Below are 15,796 nucleotides of genomic sequence, written 5' to 3'. Positions count from 1 at the left end.
TTCGAGCAGATCACGCCGCCGCAGGCGACACCCGCCACGGCTGCGTCGGCTCCACCCGTCAATTCGGCCACTTCCACCTCGCCTAACGGGCCGAGCGCGCCTCGCGTGGGAAGCAGTACCTGCCCGAGGCGTAGGCCCATGCCTGGCCTTGCGCGGCGCCGTTCTCGGCGTCGCGCGCGAATGTGGCGCACACCGAGTAGGCGTTGCCGGCGCCCGGTCGATATTCATAGGGCGCGCCCGACTGCGGATCGTGCAGGTTGAGTCGCATTGCGCGGTCTTGAGTCAACGCATCGAGCGATGACGGCAGTGTCGAATGTTGGCCCCAATACCGATCGACGGCGCGCGAGATCGATTGGAGATCGGCGAGACGTCGCGCATCGAACCGTCGAAGCCGCTCCTCGGCCGGCGACCCCGCGAGGAATAAGCCGGCAACGACGGCGGCCACGACGGCCGTGCTCGCGCACGCGGCGAGCACGGTGCGGACTGATCGGCTCACGCGTGCTCCTCCCTTTCATCGCTTCGAACATCGAAGCTGTAGTAGCCCAACACCGTGCCGGCAATCAAAGCAACGGCGGCGACTTTCATCAAGAAGCGGATGGTTAAACCGCCTCCGAGGAAATTCGCGATGAGCACGGTGATGTCGGTGATGATGGTCACCGATGCGACGAACAACGTCGCGTACGTGAGCCACTTGCGCACTTTCGACGCGCGCTTGCCCGGATCGCGTTTGACGTCGCGCGATAGCTTCGCCGACACGGCAAGGAAAATCGGAAACGCCACGACGAGCGTGGCCACCGACCAGCGGATGCCCTCACGCATGACAGCATTGAACTGCCCCGCTGAACGAAGCTCCGATGGGTCGGGAAACGCGCGGTCGATGAACGCGAACAAGAGGCTGCCGAAGTGATAGGCGCTCAGATAAAGCGTCGTGAACATCAGCAAGTACAAAAACGTATCGCGAGCCGACAAATACGGTTTCGGCGCGGGCACGGGTATCGGGCAAGGGACATCCGCATACGTGCCCAGCGCGCTCGTGACTTGTCCGGGCTCCCATCCCGCCCGATGCAGGACGTCGCCGATTTGCTCGCGCGACATGCCGTGCTGCAGTGCGTCGCGCACAAAAATGACCAACGCTTCGTTCGGCGTCACCGTTTTCCTCGCGCATGGAGAAGAACCGCAGTTCGGTCGTGCATGACCCTCGTCGACGCAAACCATAACCGATTGCCGCCGCGCGTGCACCTCGCCTGCGTACGCGAGCCGTCATTCGTCAGATTGTGGGAAGCGCCCATCCGCGCATGTCGCATGCCCCTTGGCTGAACCTCAACGCCCCGCGCCCAACCCGATCCATTCGTCGACGGTTCGCGCATCGAGCGCCTGAACCGCCCCATCGAATACGATGCGCCCGTGCCCCATCACCGCCGCGCGATGCGCCAAAGCTTGCGCCATCGTCAATCGCTGTTCTATCAGCAGCACCGCCCCGCCCTCGTCGCAAAGCGCCTTCAAGCAATCGGCCACGGCGGCGACGGCTTGCGGCGCCAATCCTTCGGTCGGCTCGTCGACGATCAGCAAGCGGGGTTCGCCCATCAGCGCGCGCACCAGCACCAGCATTTGCTGTTCGCCTCCCGACAGCGCACCCGCCGCCGTGGCGCGCCGCGGCGCCAGCATCGGAAACCGCTCGAGCGCCTCGTCGATGCGGCGTGCCGCCTGCCGGCCCGCGCCCGGCTTGATGCCGAGCCGCAAGTTGTCTTCGACGGATAGCGTCGGAAACACCTCGCGTTGCTCGGCCACATAGCCAATGCCCCGCCGCGCGATCTCGAAGGTCGGCAGCCCGATCAGTTCCTCACCCGCGAACACGACCGAGCCCGCGCGGCGCACGAGGCCGACGAGCGCTTTCGCGAACGTCGACCGGCCCGAGCCGTTGCGGCCGCAGAGCAAGATCAACTCGCCCGCGTCGATACGCAAGTCCACGCCGTGCAACACCTGCGCATCGCCGTACCAGGCACAGACCGAACGCGCTTCGAGCAATGCCGTCACGAAGCCTCCCCGCCTTGCCCCGCACCCAGATAGACTTCCCTCACGTATGCGTCGGCGCGAATCTGCGCGGGCGTCCCCGTCGCGATGATGCGGCCTCGCACCATCACCGATACGCGATCGGCCAACGCGAACACGGCATCCATGTCGTGCTCGATCACGAGCAAGGTCTTGCCGCTGCTCACGCCGCGCAACCACTCGATCGTGCGCGCCGCCTCGTCGCGATTCATGCCTGCCGTCGGCTCGTCGAGCAGCAACGTGCGCGCACCGCTCGCCAAGGCGATGCCCAGATCGAGCCGGCGCTGCGCACCGTACTCGAGGGTTCCAGCCGCCGTGTACGCCACGTCTTCGAGCTCGAGTTCGCCGAGCACGCGCACGGCAAGCGCATCGATCTCGCGCGAGCGCCACCACCAGCGCCCCCAATTCGCCATGCGCTCGGCCAAGCCGCGCTCATAGCCGCGCCGCGCCGCGACGAGCCCGCACCATACCGCACAGCGCAAATTCTCGAGCACCGTCGAGCGCGCGAATACGCGTGTCGTTTGAAAGCTGCGGCCGAGGCCCGCGCGCGCGAGCACATGCGGCCGTCGACCGGTGACATCGGCGCCGTCGAGCCATATCGTTCCCGCGTCGGGACGCAGCGCCCCGCCCACGACATTGAACAGCGTCGACTTGCCCGCGCCGTTTGGGCCGATCAAGGCGTGACGCTCGCCCGTCGCGATCGACAGATCAACACCGCTCAATATTTGCGTCGCACCGAAGCGCCGGACAACCCCTTCCAACCGCAATGCGGCATCAGCAGTCATCGTTGCACGCCCCCGTTCATGCGAGCGCGAGCACGACGCCGCGCCCGCGAGGCGCAGTGCGTCGCCATGGCCCCGACCGCGATCAGCACGGCAAGCGTCGACCACGTGGAAGGTGCGCCGACATCGAAAGCGAACGCGCCGAGATGCCATGCCCCGCCCGCATCTGCCGCGAACCGCCGCGCGTAGAGCGACTCCACGAGGATGACGAGCGCCGCCAGCCAGGCCGCCGCCGCCAACGCCCCGAGCCCGTGCGCCCGCGCCGCCACGCGGATGCCCTCTCGCTCGACCCGTGTGCGCAGCGCCCCCCACCATCCGGCAATGCCCTCCGGCGCACGCAGCACGACAGCGACGAACAGCAAGCCCAGGTAGGCGGGCCACGCTCGCGTGATGCCCGCCAGCGCGACGCTCATGCCGGTCAGCACAAGCGCCCCCGTCACGGGACCGAAGAACGTGGACGATCCGCCGATAACGGTAGCAATGAGCACCGCGCCGGAGCGGGCCATCGCCACGCTTTCGGATGAAGCCAGCTCGACGTCGATCAACGTGAGCGTGCCGGCTACCCCGGCGAAAAAGGCGCTCAGCGTGAACATCGCGAGCCGAATGCGGCGAGGATCGATGCCCAGTGCTTCGACGCGCGCGGCGTTTTCGCGCACGGCGTGCGCCATGCGGGCGAGCGGCGTACGCCTGAGCGCGTACATCGCGAGCATCGACACCACGGTCCAGCTGGCAATGACCACATAGGCCTCGCGCGGAGCCCCGAACGTCCAAACGCCCCATGATGGGCCACTGCCGCGATCGATGGACACGCCGGCCGCCCCGCCGAATCCCTCGGGCAGGGTCCACACGGCCGCGGCGACGAGTTCGCCGATGCCCAGCGTGATCATCGCGAACGCCGTGCCCGCGCGCCGCGTCGCGATCGCGCCGAACAGCATGCCGAACCCGGCGCCGGCCGCGCCGCCCGCCAACGGCAGCCACGGCAGCGCAATGCCGCCGCGATTGAATAGGTGCGCGGCGGCGAACGCCCCGAGACCCGCATACGCGGCATGGCCGAACGAAAGAAGGCCCGTTTCGCCGAGCAAAAGGTTATACGACAGTGCGAAGACGATCATCGCGCAGGCTTGCGCGAGGTAAGCGAAGAGCCCGCTTGAATGAACGAATGCGAGCGGCGCTGCGAGCAGCCCGGCGACGACCACCCAAGGCAAGCTCGCACCGATACGGCCGGCAAGCAACGACGGCGTCCGAGCATGCTCGTTCGGCAAGTGATCCGAGCCGCGCCCGTCCTGCGCGCCACGCTTACGCATCGTCCTCTCGCCTGCCAAAGAGCCCGCGCGGACGACAGGCCAACATGGCCACGAGCAGTGCATAGGGCACGAGCGGCGCGACTTGCGAAACCGCGAGCGAGGCCCATACCGTCGGCAACCGTACACCCGCTATGTGCGCAAGCGATCCCAGCGATGCGTCGCTGCCGACCGCCCATGTTTGCACGCATCCGATCAGCAGCGAAGCCGCGAACGCCCCGCCGAGCGAGCCCAAGCCCCCGACGATGACCACGACGAACACGATCGAGCCGACGGCCTCGGCCATGCCCGGCTCGACGACGGCAAGCGGCGCGCCGATCACGCCCGCCAGCGCCGCGAGCGACGTGCCCACCGCGAAGACGAGCGTGCCGATGCGCGCAACATCATGCCCGAGCGCCTCGACGGCGCGCGCGTGCGTGAGCGCGGCGCGCAGCACCAGCCCCGTGCGCGAGGTGCGCAGCAGCAGATACAGCGCGGCCAGCGTCCCGATGGAGGTCGCCATCATGAAGGCGCGATAGCGCGAAAACGTTGCGTCGCCCCATTCGACCAATGGACCGTCGAGCAACGCCGGCAATGCGATCGATACGCTTCCCAAGCCCCAGACGAGCTTGACGAACTCCGCGAGCAGATAGGCGAGTCCGAACGTCAGCAGCAATTCATGCAGCGGCCCGTTCGCTTTCGCGTGCCGCAGCAGCGTGCGTTCGAGCGCGGCGCCCACCACGCCGACGACCACCGGCGCGGCGACGAGCGCGACGACGAACCCCGCATGCGCGGCAATGCTGTAGCCGAGATAAGCCCCGAGCATATAGAAGCTCGCGTGGGCGAAGTTCAACACGCCGAGCATGCTGAAAATCAGCGTAAGCCCGGCCGACAGCATGAACAGCAGCAGCCCGTAGCTGATGCCGTTGAGCGTCGCGACGGCGAACGCCTGCACGTTAAGCGCGCTCCTCGTCCCCGCCGCGCGCGACGACGAGTGGCGCGAGCGCCTCGCGAAGCGGCTCGGGCAGCGCGGCCGGGCGACGCGTCGCCCGATCGACGTAGACGTGCACGAAGTGCCCTTGCGCGGCGGCTTGCGCGCTGCCTTCCTTGAACAGCCCCACTTCATAGCGCACGCTCGACGCGCCGATACGCGCGACGCGCAATCCCGCTTCGACGCGATCGGGAAATGCGAGCGGGGAAAAATAGTTGCACTGCGTTTCGACGACGAGGCCGATCGTTTCGCCCTGCTCGACATCGAGCACGCCCGCGCGAATCAAGTACTCGTTGACCACCGTATCGAAATAGCTGTAGTAGACGACGTTGTTGACGTGGCCATAGACGTCGTTGTCCATCCAACGCGTGGTAATCGCCAGAAAATGACGGTAGTCGTCGCGCGACGCGGGCGTGGGTTTGCTCATGGTGCGAGGGTCGATGACGATGAAAGAAGGCGTGCCGCGAACAGTACCGCGCGCGGCCGAAAACACCGCACGGCGGTTACTGTCCGGGCCGTTCGACGAATTCGAACGGAAGGCCGCGCCGGCGCATCCATTCGCCGAGCGCTTGCCCCGTTCCGGCCCGCCACGGACGCAGCTTCGCCGGCTCGACCAATCGATACTCGAGCAGCTCGGGCGATAGCGCGACGATGCCTTCCGCCTTCACGTGATACGCGATGATGAGTTCGTTCTTGCGAATGAATTCGTACACGCCGATCAGTTCGGTTTCGCGCACGTGAAGCGAGGTCTCCTCGAGCACTTCTCGCGCAACGCCGGCTTCGGGCGTTTCGCCCGCTTCGAGAAAGCCCGTGATCAGTGCGAATACGCCCTCCGCCCAGGCGGCGTTGCGCGCGAGCAGGATCTTGCCCTCGTATTCGACGATGGCCGCGACCACCGGCAGAGGGTTGTTCCAATGAACGTAGCCGCAGCCGTCGTCAGGGCACGCGCGGCGCAGGCGGCCGCCCTCTTCAACGCTGTCCGCGCGCTCGACGAGCGTGCTCGCGCAGCGCGGACAAAATCGATAGTCGCTCATGGGTCTTGATGAATGCGGGCGATCGGCGCCCGGTGGCCGAAACGCGCTAATTCTAGCGGCTTTGCACCGAAGCGTGCCCCGAAGCGATGTCAGTCCCTATCCGAGCGCGCTTTCATCGCGAGCAGCACGAGCCCAACCGCGCCGAGGACGAGCACGAACGCGGCAAGCCACAGCGCCGGCGTGAACGACCCGGTGCGCGCGGCGATGGGCGCCGCGACGAGCGGCCCCGCGATCTGCCCGAGGCCGTAAGCGGCCGTCGCATAGCCCATCAAGCCCGCGGCCTGCTCCCCGTGCAGCCGCCGCGCCTCGCGCATGGCGAACAGCGTGATGGCCGTAAACGGCAAGCCGATCAGCACGCTGCCGATCGCAAAGCCTACCGCCGTCGGCAGCACGATGCCGAGCGCGATGCCCACGGCCTGCACGACATAGCACCCCGCCAGCAGTATGCGGTTGTCCCAGCGGGCGGGCAGACGCGCGGCGAGCAGAGAGCCTGGAATCAACGCCGCGCCGAACATCGGCCAGAACAGATCGGGCCAATTCGATCCGGGCAGCGCATGGCGTGCGATGACGGGCAGAAACGTGGCCGTAATGATGTAGCCGAAGCCGGGCATGCCGTACAGCACGACTAGCCCAATTCCCTGAAATCGCCGCTCGGCCCCGCTCATCGGTGCGGCCATCCCAGCACTCCCCGATCGCGTCGAGGCCGCCGGCCGCGCGCTCCCGGACGCGGCCGTAGCCGCTTCGCTCGGCGTCGCCGTGCCGACGGTGCGCGGCGGCGCCGACGAGAAGGTTCGCCACACGAACGCCGTCGATACGGCGCAGAGCACCCCGAATAAGAGCCAGCCGAACGCCGGCCCCTGCCGGGCCGCCGCCCCGGCCAGCAACCCGGTCACGACGATGCCGACCCCGGGCCCCGTGTAGATCACGCCACCCCATGCCGGCGCGCCGAGCCGCGCCAGCCGGGCAAGCCCCCACTGCGAGGCGAACACGAACGTCCAGGCGCTGACGACCCCGGCGACGAAGCGCACGGCCACCCACACGGGCAAGCTCGTCACGATGCCCATCGCGAGCGTGAGCACGACGGTCGTCAAGAGTCCGGCGCGCACCATCCGAGCATGCTCGACGGGAAGAAATGCACAAGTCAATGCGCCGACGAAATAGCCGGCGTAGTTGGCCGACGCCAGCCAGCCTCCCTGCCTCAAATCGAGCACGCCGGCGTGCAGCATCACAGGCAAAAGCGGAGTGAACGCAAAGCGACCGATGCCCAACGCGGCCGCCAGCGCGATCATGCAGGCGAGCGCGACGCTTGCGGCGCTGCCCCCGCGTGCGGGTTGCCGAAAAGCGGCTTCACGTATCGAATCGGAGTGCGCCATCGCGAATCCTCTCTGCGTTTGTATCGGCCGCCCCCATCGAAGCCGAGGAGCGGGAGTTCGAAATCATTGCTCAGGGGTATGCCGATCGTCGCAGCACGAGCGATGCCGCCGCGTCTCATACCCCTATTGCCGATGGTAGCTTGCCGACACAATCTTGAAAAATGAATAATACTGATTCAATCCATCTTATGGAGAGAATCATGGACTTGGCCGCCTTGACGATTTTTCGGGCCGTGGTGCGCGAAAACGGCGTGACGCGGGCCGCGGCGAAGCTCAACCGCGTCCAATCGAACGTGACGATGCGCATCAAGCAACTCGAGCAGCAACTCGGCGCCGAGTTGTTCGTGCGCGACGGCAGACGGCTCGTGCTGACGCCGGCTGGCCGCGCCTTGCTGCCCTACGCCGAAAGGCTGCTCGCGCTGGCCGAAGAAGCACGGCATGCCGTTCGCGAAGACCGGCCGCGGGGCCGTCTCGCCCTGGGTGCGATGGAAAGCGCCGCGGCCAGCCGCCTGCCGCGCGTGCTGGCGAATTACCACCAGCGCTGGCCCGAGGTCGAACTCGAATTGAGCACCGGCACGACGGGCTGTCTCATCGAACGGGTGGCGCAGTTCGAGATCGATGCGGCGCTGATCGCCACGCCGCCGGATGCCACGGTACTGACCGACGCATTCGAATCGGTCCCCGTCTTCAGCGAGGAATTGGTGATGGTGACGCCGCGCGGCCATCGCGCCATCCAGGCCGCCGAGGACGTCGCGCTTTCCACGCTCGTTGCGTTCGAGCGCGGCTGCGCCTACCGGAGCTATGTCGAGCGCTGGTACGCCGAACATGGATTGCGGCCCGCCCGCGTGCTGGAACTGGGCTCGTACCATGCGATCGTGGCCTGCGTGGCGGCCGGGGCGGGTGTGGCCGTCGCGCCGCGCTCGGTCCTGGATCTGCTGCCCGGCGGCGCGCGCGAAGTCGCGATCCATCCCCTCGACTCGCTCGGCGCCGTACCGACGCTGCTGATCTGGCGTCGCGGGCACTACTCGGCCGCGCTCGATGCGTTACGTGGAACGTTGCTCGCGCAGGCGAGCCTGCCGCAGGGCGCATCGAGCAGTGTCGACGCCGCATCCAGCGAAGCGCATCCGCAGGCGCCGGCTATTGCAAGCTGATCGCTGGCCGGGCCTGCAGCGCGAGGCGGGCCCGGCCTTCAACCTCGCTCAGTTCGCGAGCTTCCTGAACGTTTCGAGGACGGCTTCGCCCTTGAACGGCTTGACGATCCAGCCTTTGACGCCGGCTGCTTTGCCGCGCTCTTTCATTGCCGGGCTGCTTTCGGTCGTCAGCATGATGACGTTGACCGCGCTGTTGGCCAGCTCACCTCGAATCTTCTCGACCATCGTGAGGCCGTCCATGTTCGGCATGTTCACGTCGCTCACGACGAGCCGCACGCCTGGGTTCGTCTTCACCTTCGCGAGGCCATCCTTACCGTCCACCGCCGTATCGACGTCCAACCCGTTCTTGCGCAGGAACCCCGCCACTTCATCGCGGACGGTGCTCGAATCGTCCACCACCAGAATCTTTGCCATGTGCAGTCTCTCGAATGGATGTTGAAAGTCAGAAAAGCTCGAGTTCGCCGGCGCTTTCGTGCACGTCGGCCACCTGCGCGGTGAAGTCGAGCGGCGCGCTCGCGCAGACGCACAACGTGGCGCGCAACCGCGCGGCGTACTCGAGGGTCACGTCGTAGGCGGCGATGTACTCCGGCTTGAGCTCATCGAGATAGGCTAGGCACTCGCTCGAAAGGGCGTACGGAGTCGACATGCCCAGATCGGGAAAATGCTCGACGAGCTGCTGATTGATCGCACCGCAGCAGAGGTTGCCGATTTCCATTGCCGCCTCGCGCAGCGTGCGATCGGATCCTTGGCCCGCGTAGTAATCGCGCGTGGCTTCGTCCTCGCCGAACTGCAGCAACAGCACGATCCGAAAGTGGATCGAAGCGATCGTCAAGACGAACACTTCGTCGCTCACGCCTGGCTGCGTCGGGTCCGGCGAAACCGCCTGCGCGATGTCGCAGGCGTGCGCCGGATCGGCGGTCAACCGGGTGCGCGCCGCCTGGAAGAAGATGCGCTCGAAGCTGTCCTTGGCTGCTTGACTGATCACGTCGGCTTCCGTTCGAGCTTCGATTGAAACTGCTGCGCGAGCGCTTCGACGCTCGCGAGCGCAGCCGTGATCATCTTGCCGCCGGCCTGAATGTCTTGGAATGTCGCCGTCGTGACCAGATCGTTGCGATCGAGGCTGTCGCGATAGCTTTTCGAGAGTTCTTGCGAACGCGTGGCGAGCGAGCGCACCTCGCCCGCCACGATCGAAAACCCACGGCCCGCCGCCCCCGCACGGGCCGCCTCGATCGAAGCGTTCAGCGACACCATGAGCACGTGATTGACGATGCGCGCGAGCTCGTGGTTCTTGCGATGCATGTCGTGGTTTTGCGCCATCAGCGAGATCATCTGCTCGTGCCAGCGCTCGAATGTCGCGGAGCATGCTTTCAGACGCGCCGATTCGCCCTCGATACGTTTTGCATGCGCAAGCAGATCCTCTTGGCGAGCCCGCGCCTCGCTCAACGCCGCGCTTGCCTGCGCGAGGTTCGCCGATTCGCTTGCGAGCGCATCGGCCAGGCGCTGTATTTCGGCCGAGGCTTCGCTTGCTCGAGCCTCCTGCGCGGCCACCGACGCTTCGCCGCGGGCCTGTTCTTCGGCGTGCGTCTGCGCCAGACGCGCGAGCGCTTCGTCCTGCAAGCGCAACGCGCGCCGCGTTGCGCGCCGGTGCGCGACGCATGCAGCAAACGCCGCGAGAATCAACGCGGCCGCTAAGGCCAGCACCGACATTCCATTCAATAGCACCACAGCTTTCCCCGACTCGACTACCCTACCTGCTTGATTCGATCGCCCGCAATCCGCAGACGATTATGCGAGCGCATCATCATGCGCGGGCCGTGCGCGCGGCGAAGCCGTCGCGCCCTGGCCTACCGGCGCCCCAAGACTGTCCACGGCCCACGATTCGGGCAGATGGACGATCGTTTGGAAGCGCCGGAAATCGGCCCCCCGGCGATCATCGGTGAAGCGCAGCTCGATACGGCCATGCTCGCGTTCCAGCATTTCCTTGACCGCATCCATGCCCACGCCGCGTCCCGACACTTCCGTCACGGCCTTGGCCGTAGAGAAGCCCGCACGGAAGATGAATCGCGCCACGGCCTCGTCGGCGATCGCCTCGTCTCGTTCGATCCAGCCGCGCTCGGCCGCGATGGCGCGAATGCGTGCGAGGGCGAGCCCGCGGCCGTCGTCGCTCAGCGTAATCTGCAACGCGCCAGCATCGACGCCCACCTCCACTTCGATCGCCCCGGCCGCCGGCTTGCCTGCCGCCGCCCGCTCGTCGGCCGTCTCGATGCCGTGATCGACGCTATTGCGCAGCAGATGCGTGAAGACGTCACGCAGCGCGCCGCTCGCGTGCCGGCGCAGGCGGTAACCGTTGTCGTCGATCGCGACCGTCGGCGCCGCCTTGCCTAATTCAGCCGCGAGCGAAGGCAGCGATTCGATCGGACCTGACAGCGCCTCGCCGAAGCTTTCCGTATCGAGCAGGCGCAGCGTGCGGCGCACGGCGTCGCGCATGGCGGCGAGCCCCGCCGCATCGGTGTCGTCGACCGATTCCACGAGCCGCAGGCTTTCGTCGATATGCGAGCGGTCGACCACCATGTAGCGTCCGCTCTGCGCACGATGCGAGGCGCCGCTCGGGCCCTTGCGGCCGAGGTTGACCTCGTTGATCGTCGCATAATGCTCGACGGCTTCCTTCACGCGCGCGAGTTCGGCGATCGAAGCCTCGCGATCCCACGCCTCGCCGGCGCCGAGGCGCCGCATTTCGTCGTAGCGCTGCTCGGCCTCGTGCACGATGCTCGTCAGGTGGCGCAGGCCATACGTGCGCGCATTGCCTTTGATCGTATGCATATTGCGGAACAGCTCGGCCACCGCCGACTCGTCCGCATGTTCGTGCTGGCCGATGATGCGTTCGTTCTCGTGGATGAAGCCCTTGGCGCTTTCCACGAACTGGTGAAACTTGTCTTGGCTCACGGCGAGAATTTCACCGATCATTTCGAGCTGCCGCTTTTGCTCGCTCGATTCGGCCGTCAAGCGACGCAGCTCCGTCACATCGCGCACGCAGAGCATGAGACGCATGACCGTGTCGGTTTCGTCGGTAATCGCCGACCAGCTCAGATCGAGCGTCTTGATGCGCCCGTCGGCCATCGTCTTGACGACTTCGTTGACGAGCAGGTGCTCGTTGAACGAAAAGTTGATGGCGTCCTCGCCGATACAGGCGTGAATGGCCGCTTCCACTTGCGAGCGCGTATCGGCATCGAGGCTCGTACCGTCGAAAACGAGCGACATGACGTCGCGTCCGGCGATGTCCTCGGTTTCGAAGATGGCTTCGAGAAATGCCGAATATTCGCCGTGAACGACCCCCGCGTCGACCACGGTCAAGATGCCCTGCTGCATGTTCTGCAGCATTGCTTGGATGTCGGCCGTCTTTTGTTTCAGCTGCAACGAGCTCTGTTCGATCTTTTCGATCATGTCGTTGAATGCGACGATCGAACGGCCGATTTCATCCATGCGCGCCACCGGTACGCGCCGTGCGAAATCCTGGCTCGATGCGATCTCGCTCATCTCCGACTGCATGCGCGTGAGCGGCCGCGTGATTTGCCGATAAAGCAAGACGCCGATGATCGTCAGCATCGCGATCGCCGCCGCCGTTGCGCCGCCGATGGCCGTCGTCGTCGTGGCGAGCATGCCGTTCAGCGCGCCGATCGCATCGTCCTTTTGACGGTTTTTTTCGATGCGCATCGTCTCGACGATCCCTTCGAGCTCGTCGCGGTATTCGCCGACGTTCGCGAACAAATAGGCCTGCGCCAACTCGTTCTTTCCCGCGGCCTTCATCTTTTCGGTGTCGTCGATGGCGGCAAAATAATTAGCGAGCGACTCGCGCGCCTGCGTGACGAGCCCCTTTTGAGCATGGCTTGCCGCGGCCTTGTCCTGCACGTCGAGCGCCTTCAGCAACGCGGACTTCTTCGCCTTCAATTGCTCTTGCGCCTGCGAGACCATGTTCGCGTCGGGCGCATAGACAAGCGTCATCGTCGCGAGCTGGACGTCCTTGACTTGGGAAACGAGATCGGCCGATGCCAGCGCGCTCGGCACGACGCCTTGCGTGACTTGCCGAACTTCGCCCGCGCTGCGGCGGGCTTGATACGTCGCATAGCCGCCGATCGCCGCGAGCGCGACGAACATGAGCAGCACCAACAACGTAATGCGGTGACGGATCGTCATGTGAAACCCCGATGCGTGGTCTGTCGCGCGCGATCTCTCGCCGCATGCGCAACGTTGTTATGTATTGAATCTTTACTTCCAGTCGTCGAGATTATCGAGGCAAGCTCGTGACGAACTGATGACTGACACGAAAGAGGAGGGATTGGCGATGTTGCGTCGATGCAAGCGATGCAACGTGCGCATCGACCCGTTCAGGTCTCGTGCGACCGATGTGTGTGTGGGAGAAATGACGATATACGTGCAAAACAAAAGCCGTCCGCGGTCTTCCCACGGACGGCTTTCGATGGAACCGATAAGACTAGAAACCGACAGCAAGCCAAACCGAGGCCGCTACGTCCGGCGCGCCGCTACCGCCCGCGCCCGAAGCCCCGATACCCGCTCCGGGCCGGGCCCTGCGCTTCTTACAGCTGCCCTTGTACCCACGCCTTCACGCCGGCCAGCGCGGCAGGCAGCTTCGCGGGCTCGGTGCCGCCGGCCTGGGCCATGTCGGGCCGGCCGCCGCCCTTGCCGCCGATTTGCTGTGCGACGAAATTGACGAGTTCGCCCGCCTTGACCTTCTTGCTGGCATCGGCGGTCACGCCGGCGATGAGGCTGACCTTGCCGCCGTCGACCGCCGCGAGCACGATCGCCGCATGCTTGAGCTTGTCCTTGAGCTTGTCGACGGTTTCGCGCAGCGTCTTGGCGTCCGCGCCTTCGAGGGTCGCGGCCAGCACCTGCACGCCGCCCACCTCGACAGCCTGCGCCGCGAGTTCGTCGCCTTGGCTCGAGGCCAGTTTCGACTTGAGCGCCGCGAGTTCCTTCTCGAGCGACTTCACCTGATCCTGCACCTGCGCCACGCGCTGCGTGAGTTCGGCCGGCTGAGCCTTCAGCGCGGCCGCCACGGCATTCACCCGGCTTTCCAGACCCTGGACATAGCGCACGGCGTTGTCGCCCGTGATGGCTTCCACGCGGCGCACGCCGGCCGCCACGCCCGTCTCGCCGACGATCTTGAACAACCCGATATCCCCCGTGCGATGCACGTGTGTACCGCCGCACAGTTCGCGCGAAAAACCGAGATCGAGCACGCGCACTTCGTCGCCGTACTTCTCGCCGAACAGCGCCATCGCGCCACCCTTCACGGCATCGTCGAACGGCATCACGCGCACCACGCCGGGCGCATTGGCGAGCACTTGCGCGTTGACGATATCCTCGACGCGACGCACTTGCTCGTCCGTCATCGGCGCGTTGTGCACGAAGTCGAAGCGCGTCCTTTCGTCATCGACGAGCGAACCCTTTTGCTGCACGTGAGCGCCGAGCACCTCGCGCAGCGCCTTGTGCATCAGGTGCGTGGCCGAGTGATTGCGCGCCGTGCGGGCGCGGCGCACCGCGTCGATCTCGGCCTTCACCACGTCGCCCACCTTGAGCGTGCCTTGCTCGAGCGTGCCGTGATGCCCGACGACGTCGGCTTGCACCTTCAACGTATCGGCCACGGCGAAGCGCACGCTCGCGTTCGCGAGCAGCCCCGTATCGCCGACCTGGCCGCCCGACTCCGCGTAGAACGGCGTGTGGTCGAGCACGACCACGGCGTCTTGGCCATGTTTCACTTCATTGACGGCCGAGCCTTCGACATACAGCGCAACGACCTTCGCATCGTCGAAAATCGACTCTTCATACCCGTGGAACGTCGTCTTGGCGCCCGAGTATTCGAGGCCTTGAGCCGCCTTGAACTTGCCCGCCGCACGCGCTTGCTCGCGCTGGCGCGACATGGCCTCGTCGAACGCGGGCTCGTCCACCGTCATCTCGCGCTCGCGGCATACGTCGGCCGTAAGATCGAGCGGAAAACCGTAGGTGTCGTGCAGCTTGAATGCGATGTCGCCCGACAGCACCTTGCCGCCCTTGGCGTCGAGTTCGGCCAGCGCCCCGTCGAGAATCGACATGCCGTGCTCGATCGTTTCGAAGAAACGCTCTTCTTCCTGACGCAGCACATCCGTCACGCGCGCCTGCGCATCGGCGAGTTCCGGATAGGCCGCGCCCATTTGCGCCACCAGGTCGGCCACGAGCTTGTGGAAGAACGCATGCTTGCAGCCGAGCTTGTAGCCGTGGCGAATCGCGCGGCGCACGATGCGGCGCAGCACGTAGCCGCGCCCTTCGTTGCCCGGAATGACGCCGTCGACGATCAGGAACGAGCAGGCGCGGATATGATCGGCGATCACCTTCAGCGAATTGTTCGAGAGATCGGCCACGCCGGTTTCACGCCCCGCCGCGGCGATGAGCGCCTGAAACAGGTCGATTTCGTAATTGCTATGCACGTGCTGAAGCACGGCCGCGATACGCTCGAGCCCCATGCCCGTGTCGACGCAAGGCTTGGGCAGCGGCGTCATGTTGCCTTGAGCGTCGCGGTTGAACTGCATGAACACGAGATTCCAGATCTCGATGTAGCGATCGCCGTCTTCCTCGGGCGAGCCCGGGGGGCCGCCCCAGACTTCGGGGCCATGATCGTAGAAGATTTCCGAGCACGGGCCGCAGGGGCCGGTATCGGCCATCTGCCAGAAGTTGTCGGACGCGTAGCGCGCGCCCTTGTTGTCGCCGATGCGGATGATGCGTTCGGCGGGTACGCCGACTTCCTTGGCCCAGATGTCGTAGGCTTCGTCGTCTTCCTGATAGACGGTGACCCAGAGCTTTTCCTTCGGCAGCTTATAAACGCCGGTCAACAAGTCCCACGCGTAATGAATCGCATCGCGCTTGAAATAATCGCCGAACGAGAAATTGCCCAGCATCTCGAAGAACGTATGGTGCCGCGCGGTGTAGCCGACGTTTTCGAGGTCGTTGTGCTTGCCGCCCGCGCGCACGCTGCGTTGGGCCGTCGTGGCGCGCGAGTAGGGGCGCGATTCCGCGCCGAGGAATACGTCTTTGAACTGCACCATTCCCGAATTGGTGAAGAGCAGCGTCGGGTCGTTGCCGGGCAC

At 65.7% G+C, this 15,796-nt stretch carries 15 protein-coding genes; 1 reads left to right on the top strand and 14 read right to left on the bottom strand.

The genetic code is table 11. The features are described from left to right. Positions 1-82: 82 nt before the first annotated feature. The 9 genes from ACTHNR_RS19300 to ACTHNR_RS19260 form a co-directional block, all read right to left on the bottom strand. Entirely contained in the window at positions 83-496 is a 414-nt protein-coding gene (locus tag ACTHNR_RS19300) for a hypothetical protein (protein ID WP_440549266.1), read from the bottom strand. Further along, positions 493-1,149 carry a DUF5671 domain-containing protein gene (locus ACTHNR_RS19295; protein WP_440549265.1) on the bottom strand — a complete coding sequence of 219 codons (657 nt, stop codon included), beginning with the start codon at positions 1,147-1,149 and terminating at the stop codon, positions 493-495. Before ACTHNR_RS19295 ends, ACTHNR_RS19300 begins: the two co-directional genes overlap by 4 nt. A 171-nt stretch (positions 1,150-1,320) precedes the next feature. After that, complete coding sequence (locus ACTHNR_RS19290; protein ID WP_440549264.1) at positions 1,321-2,034, bottom strand: ABC transporter ATP-binding protein; 714 nt, start codon at positions 2,032-2,034, stop codon at positions 1,321-1,323. Then, a complete protein-coding gene (locus ACTHNR_RS19285) occupies positions 2,031-2,834 on the bottom strand; it encodes an ABC transporter ATP-binding protein (RefSeq protein ID WP_440549263.1) in 804 nt (267 codons plus the stop codon). Before ACTHNR_RS19285 ends, ACTHNR_RS19290 begins: the two co-directional genes overlap by 4 nt. Beyond that, positions 2,831-4,135: a branched-chain amino acid ABC transporter permease gene (locus ACTHNR_RS19280; protein WP_440549262.1), complete on the bottom strand. Its 1,305-nt coding sequence runs from the start codon at positions 4,133-4,135 to the stop codon at positions 2,831-2,833. Before ACTHNR_RS19280 ends, ACTHNR_RS19285 begins: the two co-directional genes overlap by 4 nt. Next, positions 4,128-5,066 (bottom strand): branched-chain amino acid ABC transporter permease, encoded by a 939-nt coding sequence (locus ACTHNR_RS19275; protein WP_440549261.1) that lies wholly within the window; start codon positions 5,064-5,066, stop codon positions 4,128-4,130. The genes ACTHNR_RS19280 and ACTHNR_RS19275 overlap by 8 nt, the downstream gene beginning before the upstream one ends. A gap of 1 nt (position 5,067) precedes the next feature. Beyond that, entirely contained in the window at positions 5,068-5,529 is a 462-nt protein-coding gene (locus tag ACTHNR_RS19270; protein WP_440549260.1) for an acyl-CoA thioesterase, read from the bottom strand. A gap of 76 nt (positions 5,530-5,605) precedes the next feature. After that, complete coding sequence (locus ACTHNR_RS19265) at positions 5,606-6,136, bottom strand: NUDIX domain-containing protein (protein WP_440549259.1); 531 nt, start codon at positions 6,134-6,136, stop codon at positions 5,606-5,608. An 89-nt stretch (positions 6,137-6,225) separates the two neighbouring features. Beyond that, the gene (locus tag ACTHNR_RS19260; RefSeq protein ID WP_440549258.1) at positions 6,226-7,509 is read right to left on the bottom strand and encodes a YbfB/YjiJ family MFS transporter; all 1,284 of its coding nucleotides are present in this window, start codon (positions 7,507-7,509) and stop codon (positions 6,226-6,228) included. A 200-nt stretch (positions 7,510-7,709) separates the two neighbouring features. Here ACTHNR_RS19260 and ACTHNR_RS19255 point away from each other — a divergent pair, with 200 nt between their 5' ends. After that, a complete protein-coding gene (locus ACTHNR_RS19255; RefSeq protein ID WP_440549257.1) occupies positions 7,710-8,660 on the top strand; it encodes a LysR family transcriptional regulator in 951 nt (316 codons plus the stop codon). Between the two features lie 48 nt (positions 8,661-8,708). Here ACTHNR_RS19255 and ACTHNR_RS19250 read toward each other — a convergent pair whose 3' ends face one another. The 5 genes from ACTHNR_RS19250 to alaS form a co-directional block, all read right to left on the bottom strand. Next, positions 8,709-9,074, bottom strand: a complete 366-nt coding sequence (locus tag ACTHNR_RS19250; protein WP_440549256.1) for a response regulator — start codon at positions 9,072-9,074, stop codon at positions 8,709-8,711. A gap of 28 nt (positions 9,075-9,102) precedes the next feature. Further along, positions 9,103-9,645, bottom strand: coding sequence for a hypothetical protein (locus tag ACTHNR_RS19245; protein ID WP_440549255.1), 543 nt, complete (start codon positions 9,643-9,645; stop codon positions 9,103-9,105). Beyond that, a complete protein-coding gene (locus ACTHNR_RS19240) occupies positions 9,642-10,367 on the bottom strand; it encodes a methyl-accepting chemotaxis protein (protein WP_440549281.1) in 726 nt (241 codons plus the stop codon). The genes ACTHNR_RS19245 and ACTHNR_RS19240 overlap by 4 nt, the downstream gene beginning before the upstream one ends. A 78-nt stretch (positions 10,368-10,445) precedes the next feature. Beyond that, entirely contained in the window at positions 10,446-12,851 is a 2,406-nt protein-coding gene (locus ACTHNR_RS19235; protein ID WP_440549254.1) for an ATP-binding protein, read from the bottom strand. 401 nt (positions 12,852-13,252) lie between these two features. Continuing rightward, positions 13,253-15,796 (bottom strand): alanine--tRNA ligase (alaS, locus tag ACTHNR_RS19230; RefSeq protein ID WP_440549253.1); only part of this gene is annotated, 2,544 nt, incomplete at its 5' end.

The organism is Trinickia sp. (genome assembly GCF_051954495.1).
In the GTDB taxonomy this organism is placed as follows: Bacteria; Pseudomonadota; Gammaproteobacteria; order Burkholderiales; family Burkholderiaceae; genus Trinickia.
The sequence above is the reverse complement of the archived record's forward strand: the minus strand, read 5'-3'. Positions and strand labels throughout refer to the sequence as shown.

Bases quoted from the DNA above. Each gene is read 5' to 3' on its own strand.
- ACTHNR_RS19255 (WP_440549257.1), top strand. From the start codon at position 7,710: ATGGACTTGGCCGCCTTGACGATTTTTCGGGCCGTGGTGCGCGAAAAC.
- ACTHNR_RS19235 (WP_440549254.1), bottom strand. From the start codon at position 12,851: ATGACGATCCGTCACCGCATTACGTTGTTGGTGCTGCTCATGTTCGTC.
- ACTHNR_RS19265 (WP_440549259.1), bottom strand. From the start codon at position 6,136: ATGAGCGACTATCGATTTTGTCCGCGCTGCGCGAGCACGCTCGTCGAG.
- ACTHNR_RS19240 (WP_440549281.1), bottom strand. From the start codon at position 10,367: ATGTCGGTGCTGGCCTTAGCGGCCGCGTTGATTCTCGCGGCGTTTGCT.
- ACTHNR_RS19270 (WP_440549260.1), bottom strand. From the start codon at position 5,529: ATGAGCAAACCCACGCCCGCGTCGCGCGACGACTACCGTCATTTTCTG.
- ACTHNR_RS19260 (WP_440549258.1), bottom strand. From the start codon at position 7,509: ATGGCGCACTCCGATTCGATACGTGAAGCCGCTTTTCGGCAACCCGCA.
- ACTHNR_RS19285 (WP_440549263.1), bottom strand. From the start codon at position 2,834: ATGACTGCTGATGCCGCATTGCGGTTGGAAGGGGTTGTCCGGCGCTTC.
- ACTHNR_RS19280 (WP_440549262.1), bottom strand. From the start codon at position 4,135: ATGCGTAAGCGTGGCGCGCAGGACGGGCGCGGCTCGGATCACTTGCCG.
- ACTHNR_RS19250 (WP_440549256.1), bottom strand. From the start codon at position 9,074: ATGGCAAAGATTCTGGTGGTGGACGATTCGAGCACCGTCCGCGATGAA.